The 16,597-nt window shown below is 59.3% G+C and carries 11 protein-coding genes and 1 pseudogene; 9 read left to right on the forward strand and 3 right to left on the reverse strand.

Features of this window, described 5'->3' with window-relative positions; all coding sequences use genetic code 11:
• Nucleotides 1-148 precede the first annotated feature (148 nt).
• The 7 genes and pseudogenes from HZB60_00080 (at nucleotide 149) to HZB60_00110 (ending at nucleotide 7,160) form a co-directional block, all read left to right on the forward strand.
• Nucleotides 149-385 (forward strand): annotated as a pseudogene (locus HZB60_00080) (DUF4365 domain-containing protein).
• Nucleotides 382-1,545, forward strand: a complete 1,164-nt coding sequence (locus HZB60_00085) for a hypothetical protein (protein MBI5058161.1) — start codon at nucleotides 382-384, stop codon at nucleotides 1,543-1,545. The pseudogene HZB60_00080 and the gene HZB60_00085 overlap by 4 nt, the downstream one beginning before the upstream one ends.
• A 93-nt stretch (nucleotides 1,546-1,638) precedes the next feature.
• Nucleotides 1,639-2,130, forward strand: coding sequence for a hypothetical protein (locus HZB60_00090; GenBank protein ID MBI5058162.1), 492 nt, complete (start codon nucleotides 1,639-1,641; stop codon nucleotides 2,128-2,130).
• 743 nt (nucleotides 2,131-2,873) lie between these two features.
• A complete protein-coding gene (locus HZB60_00095) occupies nucleotides 2,874-3,686 on the forward strand; it encodes a PhzF family phenazine biosynthesis protein (protein MBI5058163.1) in 813 nt (270 codons plus the stop codon).
• Between the two features lie 29 nt (nucleotides 3,687-3,715).
• A complete protein-coding gene (locus HZB60_00100) occupies nucleotides 3,716-4,066 on the forward strand; it encodes an STAS domain-containing protein (protein MBI5058164.1) in 351 nt (116 codons plus the stop codon).
• A 2-nt stretch (nucleotides 4,067-4,068) separates the two neighbouring features.
• Nucleotides 4,069-5,094, forward strand: a complete 1,026-nt coding sequence (locus HZB60_00105) for a PPC domain-containing protein (protein MBI5058165.1) — start codon at nucleotides 4,069-4,071, stop codon at nucleotides 5,092-5,094.
• 374 nt (nucleotides 5,095-5,468) lie between these two features.
• Nucleotides 5,469-7,160 (forward strand): T9SS type A sorting domain-containing protein, encoded by a 1,692-nt coding sequence (locus HZB60_00110; protein MBI5058166.1) that lies wholly within the window; start codon nucleotides 5,469-5,471, stop codon nucleotides 7,158-7,160.
• A gap of 94 nt (nucleotides 7,161-7,254) precedes the next feature.
• Here HZB60_00110 and HZB60_00115 read toward each other — a convergent pair whose 3' ends face one another.
• Genes HZB60_00115 through HZB60_00125 form a run of 3 tightly spaced genes read right to left on the reverse strand, consistent with a single transcriptional unit; the run spans nucleotide 7,255 to nucleotide 9,948 of the window.
• A complete protein-coding gene (locus HZB60_00115) occupies nucleotides 7,255-8,490 on the reverse strand; it encodes a hypothetical protein (GenBank protein ID MBI5058167.1) in 1,236 nt (411 codons plus the stop codon).
• A 10-nt stretch (nucleotides 8,491-8,500) separates the two neighbouring features.
• Nucleotides 8,501-9,484 carry an SPFH domain-containing protein gene (locus tag HZB60_00120; GenBank protein ID MBI5058168.1) on the reverse strand — a complete coding sequence of 328 codons (984 nt, stop codon included), beginning with the start codon at nucleotides 9,482-9,484 and terminating at the stop codon, nucleotides 8,501-8,503.
• On the reverse strand, nucleotides 9,484-9,948 hold the full coding sequence (locus HZB60_00125) for a hypothetical protein (GenBank protein ID MBI5058169.1): 465 nt from the start codon (nucleotides 9,946-9,948) through the stop codon (nucleotides 9,484-9,486). The genes HZB60_00120 and HZB60_00125 overlap by 1 nt, the downstream gene beginning before the upstream one ends.
• Nucleotides 9,949-11,057: 1,109 nt before the next feature.
• On the opposite strand from HZB60_00125, the gene icd reads away from it, so the two are divergent.
• Together icd and HZB60_00135 are read left to right on the forward strand one after the other, a co-directional pair.
• Nucleotides 11,058-12,308, forward strand: a complete 1,251-nt coding sequence (icd, locus tag HZB60_00130) for an isocitrate dehydrogenase (NADP(+)) (protein ID MBI5058170.1) — start codon at nucleotides 11,058-11,060, stop codon at nucleotides 12,306-12,308.
• Between the two features lie 565 nt (nucleotides 12,309-12,873).
• On the forward strand, nucleotides 12,874-16,578 hold the full coding sequence (locus tag HZB60_00135) for a TonB-dependent receptor (protein ID MBI5058171.1): 3,705 nt from the start codon (nucleotides 12,874-12,876) through the stop codon (nucleotides 16,576-16,578).
• The last annotated feature ends 19 nt before the right edge of the window (nucleotides 16,579-16,597 follow it).

Raw genomic sequence — 16,597 nt, forward strand, 5'->3', positions numbered from 1 at the left:
CATTATGTCAGCGGTGGAACAGCACAATGACAACCCAACCCCGTTTCGCTGGGCCGCAACCGCCGACGACATCATTACCAAGTTCCGTCACGCCCGCGCCGCCCTCGATAAGTTGCAATCTGAGTGAGACACTACACTAGTTGGACCCAATGCGGTTCCGAAAATCCTGGTAGTGCTGTTAGTTCCTGACGATGAAGTGAAGTGGCTTGACCACTCTGAGGATCGACTAGAATTGCGCCGATGTGCGTATTGGATTAATCTTGAGTCGCTTGGTCCAACAACAAACCAGGCGAGCGTAACGATTCGTGTTCCTCGCTCGCAACAATTCACGGCATCTACCCTTAAGGGTCTCTTGGTGACAATCGGAAGCACAGGGGAACTATGAGCCCGATTGGAATTGACGACAGTCTCCTGTCTGCTGTCTCTGTCGATAGCCTGCAACTCTACCTTGCGAGCAGACATTGGCGTGAGCGCGAGAGCATTGTGGGGAAGGCTTCTCTCTGGACGAGGGACGACGGCGATGAAGAAGTCCTTGTACCGCAAAACAACCAGTTACGTGACTTTGTCCGGCGGATTTCTGATCTGCTGCAAATCCTCGAATATGATGAAGCTCGGCCTTCGTACCTGATCCTGAAGGACAGCGTCCTTGCCTGGTTTGACTGCTGGAGAATTCGTCGCGATGAGGAGGACACAAAGAACGGGACAATCTCGTTTGAGGATGGAGCGCGACTCATCGCTGGTATGCGCGACTTGCTATCTGAGTCTACTAGGGGTTTTGTTCAGTCGTTGCAGCTGGACCCGGAACCCTCCCGGCCGAAGTTACGGAGCATCCTTCGTCGATTCAGATTGGGTCAGACGGAAATGGGGAGCTTTGTCGCCACTTTGGTGACGAATGTCAAGCAAGACTCGCCATCAGACCCAATATCTGGCCTCCAAGTGCCCGGTACTCCCGTTCAACGCTTGGTTTTGTACCGTCTTAATAAGACCATTTTTGCTGCCGTTCGTGCTGCGGAGACATCAAGAGTCGAGCAGTTCCGCGACTCGATTTTGGACGGGGTTACGCCTCGTGTCTGCCGCACACTGGCTGCAATCGGGGCGGAACACGATTTGTCATCGTCCGTGGAGATTTCGTTTCAGTATTCTATGGGCCACGTGGTCACAACTCCTTTGGAAGCACGCGTTGCTATTTCTCCCGAGGCGCGAGAAATGTTGTCGGAGGCTGCGGAGTACTTGACTCATTCAGTCTTGCCCGCGACCGATGAGAAGTTTGCCGTTCGAGGACCAGTTGTTGTTCTCCAGCGTGATCCCAATGCATCGGAGGGAACCGTTTATGTGTTTTCAGACGTGGAAGGTAGAAATCGGAGAATCCGAGTTGAGCTGAAGGCCAGCGCTTACAGGCAAGCGATTCACGCGCATGAGCAAAATCTTGAGGTATCATGTCGCGGTACGCTTGTACGTGAAGGTCGTGCCTACCGAATAGACGATCCCAAATCGCTCACAATTATGGATTCGGGAGACCAGATCGACCTCGAACTGCCCTCTTAGCCTGCAGGTTGGTCGCGGCTCTTCCACGCGGCGCACCTGTCGGCATGTGTTCTGCTCGGCGAAAACTAAGAAGTACTGTCAGGAGAACTTGGCGTGAAAGAGAATTTGGCTGTGATCATAGTCGGCAATCCAAACTCGGGTAAGAGTCATACATGGAATACACTATTCGGAGCAGTCGTAAAGACAGGCTCACAGTTACGTCGACTGTGCTTGACTGTGACAACGAATGTTGAGGTCTTCCTAGTCAGCGGATCGCCAGAAGAACGCGAGACTTACGTTGGAAAGATTATCGGCGAGAAAGCTCCTCGTATTGTCTTATGCTCAATGCAGTATCGCCAAGACGCAGTTCAGACCATCCAGTATTTTGTAGAACACGACTATTTCCTATTTGTTCATTGGCTGAACCCTGGATTTCGAGATGTAATCAGATACGAAGATCGGTTGAATATGGTCTCGCTTATTCTTGCCGAAGAGTCGTTACTTGGTGTACGTAATGGCTCCACTGATTCGATTTCGCGAGTGCAGGAGATAAAGGACTTCATCTACGGGTGGGCGTTTAGTAGAGGTCTCGTTCGCACAACTTGACGTTTACCGCCGAGGTAGGTCCCCCGACCTGCCCGGAATCGGGGGTATTCCTCTTCCTCGCGGCGGCACTTGTCTCAAAGTGCCCCGCTCGGGCAAATGCGTGAACGTGGATGGGTTTCGCCGAGCGGGTCGGATGATGACATCCAACGCCGCGAAGTCGAATACGAATCACGGTCGCGGCGGCACTTGTCTCCAAGTGCCCCGCTCGGGAAAGTGCGTGCACGTGGACGGGTTTCGCCGAGCGGGTCGGATGAAGGCATCCAACGCCGCGATTCTCCTTCCTCGCGGCGGCACATGTCTTCATGTGCCCCCTTCGGCAACACCTGTGAGCGCGTATACGCCACGCCGAAGCCCGATGAAAATGCCTCTCGCATTTCCCTCCCGCGCGATAGCTTGATGTATGCCATCACCGGACAGCCGGGCAGTGCCTCTCGCTCCATTTCTGGTAACTCGTTTACGAATAATAGGTTACGACCTTTTCCTTCTTTCCACTTGCTTATTGCCCAAAAATGTTGTATATTAGGCTCCAAATGAATTCTGAAATATTCATTAAGGGCACAATTAGTGATATCAATCCTCCATTCAGACGTATTTATGATACTTGTTCGCCGACACTACGTATTCCGCCCTACTCCTTGTTTTTCCATCAGTAAACCAGTTCGTTTGGTCATAAAATATTTTCATCGACGAGCTTGACTTTCTTCTCCATACTTCATATTTCATAATTCATACCCTCCCCCGCCATGCAGCTCTTCACCGTCGATGTCTTCACCGACAAGCCCTTCTCCGGCAACCCGGCGGGCGTGTGCGCAATGGAGGCCCCGCTCGATCCGGCGCAAATGCAGCGCATCGCGTCGGAGCTGAACCTCGCCGAAACCGCGTTCCTCTATCCCATTTCGGAATCGCCGCTGTTCACGGAAGGGCAGGGAGGGTGGCATCTGCGCTGGTTCACGCCCGCCGTCGAGATCAATCTGTGCGGACATGCCACCATCGCCGCCACGCATATCCTCGAACAAACCGGCCGCATCGCCCCCGACTCCTTGGTCCACTATCAAACCAAATCCGGGGCGCTCACCGCCCGTCGCGTCGGCGACAAGTTCGAGCTTAACTTCCCCGCGGTCCGTGTCGAATCGCGACCGCTGTCCGCCGAGGCCATGCGCGCCCTCGGAGTTACTCGCGTCAGCTTCAGCACCGGCGGAAACTGGCAATTGGCGGAACTGGAAACCGAAGACCGCGTGCGGATGCTCAGACCCGACGTCCGCGCCCTGTATTCCCTCGGCATCGGCAACCTGATCGTTACCGCCCGGGCCTCGACCGCGCCCTTCGATTTCGTCATGCGCGTCTTCGTCCCCGCCTTCGGCATCGATGAAGATCCCGCCACCGGCGCCGCCCACTGCGTGCTCGCGCCCTACTGGTCCGCCAAGCTGAAACGATCTCCGCTGCTCGCGTGGCAGCTGTCCAAACGCGGCGGCTTCGCCGAATGCGAACCGCACGGTGACCGTGTCCTCATTCGCGGCGCCGCCGTCACTATGCTTTCCGCCGAACTGAACGTCTAAGCTACGCCTCCTATTTAGAAATCGCACCTATGCAAGTCCTCACCACCGACGAGAAAGACGTCATCGTGATTCATCTGCACGGCCGCATCACGGGTGTGCAAGACACGGATGATTTTCACAACGTGATCGAAACCATCCTCACGAGCGACTTCAAGAACGCCGTGCTGGATATCAAAGGCGTGGACTGGATGAATTCCACCGGCCTCGCGCTGCTGGTGCGCGCCTATACGCAACTGCACGAAGCCGGATGTCGGATGCACATCGCCGGAGCCTCGCCGGCCGTGCAGACCGTCCTGCACACCACCAAGTTGGACAGCGTCTTCGGCCTCTTCCCCAACGTCGCCGAAGCCGCCGCGGATCTGCGCCAAACCGTGGCTTAGCCATGTGGCGCGCGCGGATCTGCCCGCTGCTCATTGTCGCCGCACTGCTGAGCGCCGCGAGTCGCGTGCCGGCCGTCGTCGAAGTGGAACCCAATGACAATAACTGGCAAGCTAACCCGGTGGTCTGTGGCGACACGGTCATCTGTGCCGTCCTCAGCAGCGGCACCCCTGCGGACGTCGATAATTTCCGCTTCACGGTACTTGGCCCCGACTCCGTCCTGTTGACAACCTATTCCTGCTTTGCCTCCGTCAACACCTTCCTGATTCTCTACGACAGCAACGACTCCATCGTCGCGACCGACAACGACAGCGGCCCCGGCTATTGCAGTGAGATCCGCTATCGCACGCCCGGCCCCGCAACCTATGTCGCCCGCGTCATGCGCACCCTGCCGACCGTCGATTCCGTGTACTCCCTGACGATCTCGTGCCTGAATCCGCCCCCGCAGGAATACGATCTTTGCACCACCCCGCGGATTATCGAAAGCCTGCCTTATTATAATGAAGGCTCGACCTACGGCGCGACCCATCAGGCCGGCACGGCGGCGCCCGACGTCTTCTATCGCTTTCACAATTACACCGTCGCCAACTACGATATCACGGTTTGCGCTTCGACGTGGGACGCGCGCGTGGGCCTGCTCTCCTACTGCCACGGCGGCTGGGGTGACGACGAGTCCGTCGGCTGCGGTCTTGGCGCGGCGCTCACAACCTACGGCCTTCCCATCGGAGATTACCTGATCATCGTCGAAGGCGTCGCCGCGAATCAACAGGGAGATTTCTCTCTCGAAGTCGCCGCCGACCTGCCGCCTTGCCCCGCCCCCGATGCCGTCGTGATGTGGCAAGTCGGAGGGTATCCCTTCCTCGAATGGCCCGATCTGGTTGGACCCCAGTCCTTCGCGGTCTGGAACTCCGCGTCACCGGACGGCCCCTGGGAGCATCTCGGACTCTCACCGTTCTCCTACTATCTCGATTCCCTCGGCTACAATCCCAGCCGCCGATTCTACCGCGTCACCTCAATCTGTCCGTGGTGACGCCCCGCCGCGGCGCCTCAAGTTTAATCTCGAACTCGCCCGTTATCGCCGCCCCCCCGGCAACACGCCCCACGCGTGTGGCGCCATGTGCCCAATCGGGTAAGGTCCGTAACCGGGCGAGGCTCAGCGCCGCTCAGCACTTCCAATCGTCTCTTCGGCGCGCCTTTCGTCGAATTACATGACATATTGTATCCGTTCATATATGTCCAATGCTATACATGAATTCTATTTAGTATAGTATAGGCCTTGATTTCGCCGGGTCCGTTACCTATCTTCAAGTACCAAGTGAGATTCTTGACAGCTTGCGTACACAACCTGAAGATGGAGTGATATACCCCATGCGAATGATGTATGTTTTGGCTCTTGCCCTTTGTATGAGTTGGACCCTGGCGATCGCGCTGCCGCCGGCAGTCCAGTGGGAGAAGCAGTACGGACCGGGAGCGGCTGGTGAATTCGGTCAAGCGGTGATCCAGACCGCTGACGGCGGTTATGCCGTCGCCGGTGTGACGGACTTCCTCGATCTGTTCGGGGATTTCATGCTGCTCCGACTCGACGCCAACGGCGACACCCTCTGGACTCGCATCTATGTCGATTTGGCCGGTGAACAGTCGCCGCGGGCGCTGTTCCAAAAACCGGATAACGGATTTGTGATCGGCGGCCAGCATAACGACTTCATGTCCGGCGACGCCGATTATCGTTTGATCGAGACCGATGCCGCCGGAAACCTCGTCGGTACGCATACCTACGCGGATCCCAATTACGACCTATGCGCCGACATGATCCCGACCGCTGATGGCGGCGTCATGTTCGTCGGCACGCGCGATGTGTCCGGTGTCATGCAGGCGAACGTGCAGAAGGTCGATAATGCGTGGAATCTCGAGTGGGATTCCACCTACGCCTTCTTTCCCACCGGGTCGAATGGTGCCGCCGATATTCGCCAAACCGGTGACGGGGGCTACGCATTGGCGGGAACCTTTCAGAACGTGGATTCGACGAAGATCTTCCTCGCGAAGATCAACGCACTCGGGTTTACGCAGTGGGCGGTTCTGCTCGATCCCTACGGGATGGAATGGGGATACTGCCTCGAATTGGCTGGAAGCGGGTTCGTCGTCGGCGGCATGGCCGACACCGGCGGCCCGGACCTCTATGACGCGTGTCTGATCGCGACCGATGGCGCCGGAACCCTGCTCTGGAGTGGTACTTACGGTGGAGCCGACGTTGATTGGGCCCGCGATCTCAGTGCCACGCCTGACGGCGGGTTGGTAGCGACCGGTTACAATGTCGAGGGCTTCGACGATTATACCTACATCTTCAAGACGGATGGCAGCGGTATTGAATACTGGTCCGTACTCCTCGGTGCCGCATCGTCCGATGAGGGCCGATCCGTTCGTCCGACCGCTGACGGAGGCTACGTGGCGACCGGACTCCGTGCGCGTCCCGATGCCGAGGACCAGAACATCTACGTCGTGAAACTCATCGCTGACGTGCCGCTGCCGGTGGAACTGCTCGCCTTCGATGCTCGGATCGTCGGTGATGGCATCGAGCTCTCCTTCACCACGGCGGCTGAGACCAACACGGCCTATTTCGAGATTCTGCGATCCGCCGGCGCTGACTTCGCCGCGATCGCCAGACTCGAAGGCGCTGGGAATTCGACCACGGAGCGGCACTACTCTTTCGCCGATCAGCGCGTGAATCCGGGGACGACCTATCGCTATTTCCTCGCCGACATCGATGCCGACGGAAACCGCACTGAGCATCGCGATCGTATGCAGACCGTGACCTTCGGCGGAACCGCCGAGCTCCCCGCGGATTTCGCGCTGTCGGCATTTCCCAATCCGTTCAATCCCGGAACCACTGTCGAATTCGCCCTCCCGGAAGCGTTGCGAGCCACCGTGAAGGTGTTCGATCCGGCGGGCAGACTCGTCCGCACACTGGCCGACAACGTGTTCCCCGCCGGCAGCCACCGCGTTGCTTTCGCGGCGGCCGGTCTGCCCAGCGGAATCTATCTCGTCCGAGTCGAAGCCGGGGAATATTCCAAGATCGCGAAGCTCGTCCTGCTCAAGTAATCCGGTGTGAGCGCACCGCTCACGCGCCGCATTGAATGCAGAAGCGGTGGCCGTTCGGGCCACCGCTTGCGTTTTCTATGCTGCGGTCCAAGCGCTATTGCGGCCAGCGCTCCGCAACCCGCACCAGCGGCGTTAATAAACGACGGACGATCGCGCGGGCACCGGACGAACGCGCGAGCCGCACCGCCGCCGCCGGCGCCAGCCGATAGTAAAGCCGAATGAACAGCCGGCCCGCGACCGAACGCTCCAAAACCTGATCGCGGAACCGACGCAGCGCCGCCACTTCCGCCGCCCAGTCCGAACCGTAGGCCGCCGTCGCAATGAAACAACCCGTGCGCAGCTCGAGCTTTGCCGGACCGCTCCAGTCGCTCAGCGTCTTGCTCAGTTGAATCATCCGCCGCGTCGAGCTGTCCGTGGCGTCAACATCCTCTTTCACCGTCCAGATCTTGACCACGTCGTCAAGGTCATCGTCAACGAATCGTTCGAGTTGTAATTGGGCTTTCTCCGGCAGCACCGGCTTGTAGCCGCCGATATATTCAGATTGACTCGAACTGCCGTCAAGAAAAATGAAATAGCGCACGCCGCCCACGCTCGCCACTGCCGTCCAAAACGGCCAGTACACGCGCTTCACGTTCAGCTGCTGGAAGTACAGATCCTTGATCTTCGCGCGCGACTCCAGCCAGTTCTTCAGTTGCAACTCCGCCGCCTGCGCCGTGATCGTCAAGGGATACTGCGGCGTGTCGCCCGCCGATTCTCCGCTGAACGGCACAAGGCACGAGGTCGTGGCGTGCCGCAGCACGTTGCGACAGAAATCGATGTGAACGCTCCCGCGTCGCTCATCGAACAGCTCATTCATGATGCGGTCGCTGAGTTCTTCCAGCGACACGTCCGTGGTCGGCGGAGTAAAGAAGCGCACGGCGCGACCGGTCTGTCGCATTTCGTTCAGCTTCCCGGTCGCCGGAATGAACTCGTTGAAGCCGCCGCTGATCGTGCCATTCGCCCGCCAGCCCGAGTAAACACCGGTCATCAGATAGAACGGCCAGTACGCCGCCTGTACGCTAACCAGCCGCGAACTCTGCGAGAAGGCCGGCGGGACGTCCTCGTGCGGCGCGCGAATCCAATGGTCGATCAGCCGCCGCGCCGGGCCTTCCGCCAGCCGCAACGGAGCGATGGAATCGGGAGCGACGCCGGATTCCCGGGCTTCGGCCAGCAGCGCCCGTCCGCAATACTCGCAGACGGGACTGGCGGAGCCGAAGTCGAGCTCCGACTGGCCGCCGCAGCCCGGACACTTGACCGTCTTGACTTCGCTCTGTGTGCGCATGGAGTTCACGGGGCGGATCTCAAATCGTGTCAATCAGCTTCTGCTTCAACGTTTCAAACTCCGCCGCCGACAGCGCGCCGTTATCGAGCAGCGCCTTCAGCTGACCGAGCTTCTGCAACGCAGCGTCCGCCGTCCCGCGCGCCGTCGGCGCCGCGGACAGCGCCGCCTGAATGTACTGCGGCAAGGCCGCGCCCATGCCGATCCCCGCGCCGAGGCCGACGCCCGCGCCCGCGACGCCACCCGGGTTCTCCGCCGCGGTTTCGAGCGCCATCGCCGCCTTGAATTTCATGAATTCGTCCAGATTGCCGAGCGCCGCGATGGCCGAACGCGTGTCAATTACGCTCTGCACATCGTCGGGCAGCGAAATCGCGTTGACATGAAAGTCGTGCAACAATAACCCCAGCCCGCGAAACTCCGTCAACAGACTCTCGCGAACCAGCAGCGCCAGCCGGTTGAACTGCATCGGCAGCTCGAACACGGTCTTCAACTCGCGGCCCAGAAATTCCGTCACCCGGCTGACGATCAGATTGCGCAGATAGTTGGCGATCGTGTCGTCATAGTAAAGCCCTTCCGTGCCCACGACCTTATTCAGAAACAGCATCGGATCGCTGATCTGGATTGAATAGATGCCGTGGGCGCGCAGCCGAACCATTTTTAGCTCGCTGTCCCGGAACACGATGGCCGCGGGGGTTCCCCATTTCAGATTGGGGAAAAGCTTCATGTTGAGGAAGTAAACTTCGGAGCGAAACGGCGACTCGTCACCGTAGCCGAAGCTCGTCACCCATTTTCCGACCAGCGGAATGTTCGGCGTCTTCAGCACGTGCCGCCCCGGAGGAAACACGTCCAGCGCGCGCCCATCGCGGAAGAACACGGCGACCTGACTCTCGCGGACCGTCAACTGCGCGCCCCACTTGATCTCGCACGTGCCGTCCTCGGGCACGCGCGCGACCATGGTCTTACCGCCGTCGTCGAGAAACTCGAGGACTTCCATGAGCTTCGGCATTATTTGAACTCCTGCAAGTAGTGACCGCGGGCGTCAACACAATGCTCGAGGCGGTGAATGACGGTCGTAAGGTCCTGCCAGGTCAGTTCGGCCACGCGCTCCGCCAGACGAATCGCGGACTCCAACAGCTCCAGATCGCGTCTCGTCAACTCTTCGAGTTCCGCCGTGCCGATGGTATCACAGGCCATCAACCCGCTCGCCCCGGCGGGGGCATGGTGCAGCCGCTCGCGGAGGGTCTGGATTCGCTGGCGGCAATTCTCGGCCATCTGCGCCCGGATCTCCTGATGGCGATCCAGTTCGAGCTGGAGGCGCTCCCGAACGATTTCCTCGCACTGTTCCAGTGCCGCGCAGACCCGGGCGCGAACCTGCGCGTCGGACTGCCGCCGTTCGTCGCGCTCCGCATAGCCCGTATAGCCGGGCATATAGCGCATCATTTTGTCGATTATGTTGGGATCTCGCTGCATGGGCCGCTCCGCGCTGAAGAAATCATTCACGAGGCTATGTTCCAACGAATTTCGGCAAGAGATGTGCCAATTCAGCCGACCGGCGCCGGGGGGGAAGCGGGGCCTGCCGGAACGAGTACCGCCGTGAGGGCGCCCCAATTCCGGGCATTTGGGGAGGAGTCCGGCAGCCGGGTTCACAGAATGACCACTGGCCGAGGACCGTGCATGAATTCCCCGGCTTTTCACAGGATTCGCAGAATTGGCACGCCACCATGCAGTGCAGGAGAAGTGGACCGACAATAATTCACACCTAAACACTGCATTGCACTGCGATACGCGCACGGTGTGCATTATGTGAGTGCATGCAACAAAAACGTAAATACTTCTTTATCAATATATAAAGTCGTTGGCCTGCACATTGCGTAAGTAATCGTCGGAAGCTAATCGCTTCTCCCGGCCCTTCCGGGATGCTCGAACCGCCGGTCTCCTCGCGCGGCACACTCTCACCACCGTCGGTTGAGCACAAGAAACGGAACAAGGAGGGCCTCCAGCTAAGGCCAACCTGACACTGAGATCTCCCCGGTGTTGCGGTTCACTCAGGTTGACGGCACGAGAAACCGGCACGGCATCCTGACCTGCGAGGCCTTCCTGACTTCCGATTGACCGATCGCCCACATTCGCGGAGCTGCCCGGCGCATTATCTCGCCTACCTCAATGCGCTTCGGGAGTGGTGGCTGATTCAACCGCTTCGTCTCGCATCCGACCACTCCCAACCAAAACACCGGCGACCTGTCGGTGTTTTTTTTACCCCGTGGCCAGCGAACCGCCGGTCTTGCCGAACGGAGTGGGCCGAGACATCTCGACGTAAAGTGAGACGAGGGTTGACATTTGAGAGTTATTTGTTTATCTTCAACCGCGCGTTAAGACGGGGTTATCCGGCACGGTTTCCAGACAGCGCGAGCGGGCTGCCGAATTCCATATTAACCGGAGTTTGCACGCCGCGACCACGGATCTCGAAAGCCGCCGCCCGGCGGCAATCCTCCCGCCCTCCGCACCCCTTTTCTCTGTCTGGTCCCGCGACCGCGCCGCGCGCCGGTTGCCTGACCCTCCCAAATCCCGGTTGAATCCTTATGGCGGCTTACCAGAAACTGACTCCCCCGACCGCGGGCCATGCGATCACCACGGCCGGAAATCGCTTGAATGTCCCCGACGACCCGATCATTCCGTTCATTGAAGGCGACGGCACCGGCCGCGATATCTGGAAAGCGAGTCGCCGGGTGTTCGACGCCGCGGTACAGAAGGCGTACAACGGAAAACGCCGCGTCGAATGGTTTGAAGTCTATGCCGGCGAGAAGGCGCTGGGAGTCTATGGCGAAAACGTCTGGCTGCCGGACGATACGCTCACCGCGATCAAAGCCTATATCGTGGCGATCAAAGGCCCGCTCACGACTCCGGTCGGCGGGGGGATCCGGTCGCTGAATGTCGCTCTGCGGCAAGTGCTTGATCTGTATGCCTGCGTGCGGCCCGTGCGCTGGTTCACCGGCGTCCCGGCTCCCGTCAAGCATCCGGAAAAGCTGAACGTGATTATCTTCCGCGAGAATACGGAAGATGTCTATGCGGGAATCGAGTGGAAATCCGGCACGCCGGAATGCAAGAAGGTGCTCGACTTCCTGAATAACGAGATGGGGAAGAACATCCGCGCCGACAGCGGGATCGGCATCAAGCCGATCTCCAAGGAAGGCACATACCGCATCGTCCGCAAAGCGATCAAGTGGGCGATCGCCAAGAAGTTATCGTCGGTTACGCTGGTGCACAAGGGCAACATCATGAAGTTCACCGAAGGCGCCTTCCGCGACTGGGGCTACCAGTGCGCGCGCGAAGAATTCGGTGAGCAGACGGTCAGCGAGCAGGAATTGTGGGATGCGCACGGCGGCAAACTGCCGGCCGGAAAGGTGCTGATTAAAGATCGCATCGCCGATTCGATGTTCCAGCAGATTCTGCTGCGGCCCGACGAATACGAAGTGCTCTGTACGCCGAATCTGAACGGCGACTATCTGTCCGATGCCTGCGCCGCGCAGGTCGGCGGCTTGGGACTGGCGCCGGGCGCGAATATCTCCGATTTCTACGCGGTGTTCGAAGCCACGCACGGTACGGCGCCGAAGTACGCGGACCAGGACATGATTAATCCCGGCAGCGTGATCCTGTCGGGGGTCATGATGTTCGAGTATCTGGGCTGGCCGGAAGTCGCAGATGCCATCGTGCGCGGGGTGGACGGCGCGATCAAGAACAAGCGCGTCACCTACGACCTGCACCGGCAAATGGAGGGCGCGACCAAGCTCAAGACCTCCGAGTTCGCCGACGAGATTATCAAGAATCTGTAAGGCGCGGCTGACGGATTCCGGGCGGGTAACGCGCGTCGGCGAGGTGATGGTCGCGCACGCTGATCGCCGAGGAGGGACTGTGTCCCTGCCGGAATCAACCGCCCATCGCGTCCAGGTGACTTCCGCAATTCCGGCGGAGTATGGAGACCCCGCTCGGGGTTTGAAGTGAGACATCGGCCGTGCACTGGGGAGAATTCCCGACGGGGCACTTGGAGACAAGTGTCGCCAAGAGCATTCCGGGCGGATGATTGGTAGTGTGCGATTGAGACTTATGCGGTAACGCGCACGGCGGGAAAAGAAAACCCCTCACGAGGTGAGGGGAGGCTGTTTTGTTTTTGATCGGTTGCGGACTCGTTGTCCCGCGCCTGATCGTCGTTTGTTTGCGCTACTTCGCAGACGGGAGATCTCTATCTCTCCGCTTTTTGTTACGCTGTTGCGGGCACTTTGGTTTCCGGTCCCCCGATAATTCACTTCACTCGGGTTCCTTACCTGTATAGACGTTGAAATGCTTTTCTTGTTGCAGGCTCCCCCACGTTTTTCGAGCCGCCACCGCGAGGACTTCATCATGAATCGATGCCATTGGCTCCCCTTTGCACTACTCCTGTTGCTGCTCGTGAGCCTGCCGCTGGAACTGCTCGCCGGCCCCGGGAAGATTGCCGGTACCATTCTTGACGAAAACAAGGAGGGAGTGATCGGCGCGGCCGTCATGATTGTGCAGACCAATCAGGGCAGCGTGGCGAATATTCAGGGCGACTATACCATCCTGAATGTCCAGCCCGGAAGTTACACGGTGCGGATCAGCTCCGTCGGCTACGGCACACAGGTGTTTAATGGCGTGACGGTCAGCGGCGACCTGACGACGACGTTGAACGCCACCCTGCGGGATGAGGCGATTCAGGTCGAGGAGCAGGAGATCATCTATAAGGCGCCGACGGTCAAGGCCGACGTGCCGAACAAGGAGATCCGCTTTAATCAGGATGACTTCAAGTCGCGCGCCGTGACCAATATCAAGGATATGCTCACGAAGCAGCCGGGCTTCAAGGTTGACCAGGAAGGCGCGATTCACGTGCGCGGCGGTCGCGAACACGAGGTGCTGGTCGCCGTGGACGGCCAAGCCTACCGCGATCCGCTGGTCAACAGCTCGAAGCGACTGGTAAACTTCTCCGCGCTGAACGTGGAGGAAGTAGAAGTCCTGACCGGCGGCGACGCGCGCTACGGCGGTTTCCAGGCGGCGCTCATCAATGTGACCACACCGGAAGGCTCAATGAAGGACTACGCGGGGACCGCCGAGTGGCGAACCGACCGCGCGTTCCAGACCTACAGCTTCAACACCGACCAGTACGATTACTCCCTGTCGGGACCGGTGCCGTTTGCCGACAAATTGCTCGGCGCGAAGAAGCTGAGCTTCTTCGCCTCGGGCACGTCCAAGCTGACCAACACTTATACGCCATACAGCGTGCAGCGCGACGCCAACGATTACCTCGGCGTCGGCCTGGATGTCCCCGAACGGCAGTCCAATGACTACTCCGCGTTCCTCAAGCTGACCTACCGGCTGTCGGGAAACAAGAAGATGAACTTGTCCTACAACCGCGATTACTCGCTGTGGGACATCTACCCGGACGGCGAAGCGGCTATCGGCGGCAATTACGGCTGGACCTATAAGTACAACGTCGCCAATCGCCCGTACGCGAAGAACACGCGGCAGTCCGTCAATCTGGCCTTCTCGCACAACATTTCGAAGAATACGTTCTACGAGATCACGGTCGGCAATTTCCGCACGACGACGCAAATCCGGCCGCGCGGCAAGAACCCGGACCAATTCACGCTCGCGGATGACGTCGAAGACCAGAGCGTGCTCGACGGAGCCACGGTCGGCGACACGGATAACAATGGCTTCCTCGACGGCTATATCGACGCCAACCGCAATGGACGCTATGATGGTACCGGTGAAGGTTACGAGGACATCAACCAGAACGGACAGTGGGACCGCGGCGAAGATTTCGTGGACCTGAACGGCAACGGACTTTACGATGCCGCGGAGCCGTGGATCGATCGCGCCAACCCGCAGGGGGTCAACAATCTCGGCGTGTTCGACGCGTGGGATCCGTTCGTTGACCTGAACGGGAACGGCCGCTGGGATCCGGCCGAACCGCAGCTGTCCGAGCAGGACTGGAACCAGAACGGCGCGTGGGACGGCGAACGCTTCAACGATGCCAACGGCAACGGTCGCTATGACGGCGCCGGCGAGGGTTACGACGACAAGAACCGCAGCGGTGACATCGATCGCAAAGATCTCTACGCCATGAGCCAGGACGACCCGGACGTTCCCGAACCTTACGTGGATGGCGACTACTGGCACGATACCGGAGAGCCGTTCATCGATGAGCCGAACGCGTTCGGTTATTACAACGGACGCTGGGATGAGGGTGAGGTGTTCTTTGATCTCCCGTCGTCCTATAATGGCCCGTTCTCGCCGCGCTTCCAGGCGTCGTTGAACAACCGCTATGACGCGCCCAACGGAGCGTTTGACGAGTACGAATTGTGGACCTATCCGGCCGCGGAAGCTTATGGGTCCGATCCGCGCTTCCCCGTGCTATATACGTGGGAGGACGTGCGCTTCGGAATTCGCGAGTTCGGGGCGCAGTGGATCAACGCTCCTGTGGATCTCGTGACGGGGTACCCGGGGTACTTCCTGTATGATCCCGATCATTCCACCTGGACCAACGCGACGCTGGATGACCGGGATCGACCGATTGCGGATTTCCCCGATCGCGTGTGGAATTCAGCCGATGCGGGAACCGATTCCCGCCCCGGTCAGCTCGAAGCCTACGAAGACTACAACGGCAACGGCGTCGCGGATCGCTTCACGGACGGCTTCCTGAATCCGGGCTGGTGGGATGCCAACGCCTTCTGGCAGAACCGCGAAGCCACCGAGTGGGCCGGGAAGATGGACGTGACCAGCCAGGTCAACAAGTTCCACGAGTTGAAGTCGGGGATCGAGATGAAGTTCCGTGACCTGGACATGCAGTCGATCATCGGACCGGATCAGCCGTACGATAACCCCGATGTCCCGCTGCCGCCGGACGCGCCGTATGCGGGCCGCGGAGCCAAGCGCGACTTCTATACCCAGCAGCCGACCGAAGGCTCGCTCTATTTTCAGGACAAGATGGAATTCGAGGGCATGATCGTGCGCGCGGGGCTGCGCAGCGACTTCATCGTACAATCCGATGAATTTCTGCAGGCCACGCAGGACCTGATCGATGCCGAACAGCCGGGCGCATTGCTGGCGAAACGCGGCCGGTTCGTAGTCGCGCCCCGGCTCGGAATTTCGCACCCGATTTCCACCAAGTCCAAGCTGTATTTCAACTACGGCCACTACTATCAGGCGCCGTCGTTCGAGTACTTCTATCGCTCGGCAACCGTGAACATCGCGCCCAACACCGAAATCGGGAACCCGAATCTTGAGTACGAAAAGACGGTTTCCTACGAATTGGGCGTGAACACGGAGTTCACCGAGGATTGGGTGATCGACGTGGCCGGTTATTACCGTGACGTGTATAATCAGATCGGAACGGTGGAACAGCGCGTCGGACCGGTCACGCTGAACCGCTACTTCAATCTCGGTTACGGTCGCGCCCGCGGGTTCGAATTTTCACTGTCGAAGAAGCTGTCCAATATGTGGGCACTCACGGCCAACTACGACTTCTCCTATGCTTACGGCAAGGAATCGGCGGCCACCGAGGGCCTCACGCAACGGCAGAACTCGCAGGTGGAAAACCGCGACGAGCATCCGCTGGGCTGGGATGAGACCCACCGCGTCTCGGCGTTCCTCACGTTGTTAATGGGCCAGAAGGACAAGAAGCATCTGTTCGGGCTGCGGCTGCCGTCCGACTGGCTGGCGACGGCCGAGTATTCCTACGGCTCGGGCCTGCCCTACACACCGTCAACGTACACCACGGGCAAGAAGGCCAATCTGATTCTGGCCAACTCGGCCCGCTATCCGATGACGACCCGGACCGACCTGAAGGTTGACAAGTTCTGGACATTGAACCGGAATCTGAAGCTCACGACCGGCGTTGAAATCTATAATCTGTTCGACAAGAAGAACGTCCGCGAGCTGTACGCCGAAACGGGCAACGCCCACGACGCCTCGCATAAAGAGAATCAGGACGCGCGCGAAGACGACAATCTGGGCAAGGATGTCGATCACAATCCGCGCAACTACGGGTCGCCGCGCCAGATCATGCTGCACTTCCGGCTGGCCTTCTAAGCCCATGACAGCGCGCAGT

The sequence above is a fragment of the candidate division KSB1 bacterium genome (genome assembly GCA_016214895.1).
GTDB lineage: Bacteria > Electryoneota > RPQS01 > RPQS01 > RPQS01 > JACRMR01.

Excerpts from the sequence above, each read along its gene's own strand:
- HZB60_00085 (MBI5058161.1), top strand. The coding sequence starts at position 382 with ATGAGCCCGATTGGAATTGACGACAGTCTCCTGTCTGCTGTCTCTGTC.
- HZB60_00095 (MBI5058163.1), top strand. The coding sequence starts at position 2,874 with ATGCAGCTCTTCACCGTCGATGTCTTCACCGACAAGCCCTTCTCCGGC.
- HZB60_00100 (MBI5058164.1), top strand. The coding sequence starts at position 3,716 with ATGCAAGTCCTCACCACCGACGAGAAAGACGTCATCGTGATTCATCTG.
- HZB60_00105 (MBI5058165.1), top strand. The coding sequence starts at position 4,069 with ATGTGGCGCGCGCGGATCTGCCCGCTGCTCATTGTCGCCGCACTGCTG.
- HZB60_00110 (MBI5058166.1), top strand. The coding sequence starts at position 5,469 with ATGAGTTGGACCCTGGCGATCGCGCTGCCGCCGGCAGTCCAGTGGGAG.
- HZB60_00120 (MBI5058168.1), bottom strand. The coding sequence starts at position 9,484 with ATGCCGAAGCTCATGGAAGTCCTCGAGTTTCTCGACGACGGCGGTAAG.
- HZB60_00125 (MBI5058169.1), bottom strand. The coding sequence starts at position 9,948 with ATGCAGCGAGATCCCAACATAATCGACAAAATGATGCGCTATATGCCC.
- icd (MBI5058170.1), top strand. The coding sequence starts at position 11,058 with ATGGCGGCTTACCAGAAACTGACTCCCCCGACCGCGGGCCATGCGATC.
- HZB60_00135 (MBI5058171.1), top strand. The coding sequence starts at position 12,874 with ATGAATCGATGCCATTGGCTCCCCTTTGCACTACTCCTGTTGCTGCTC.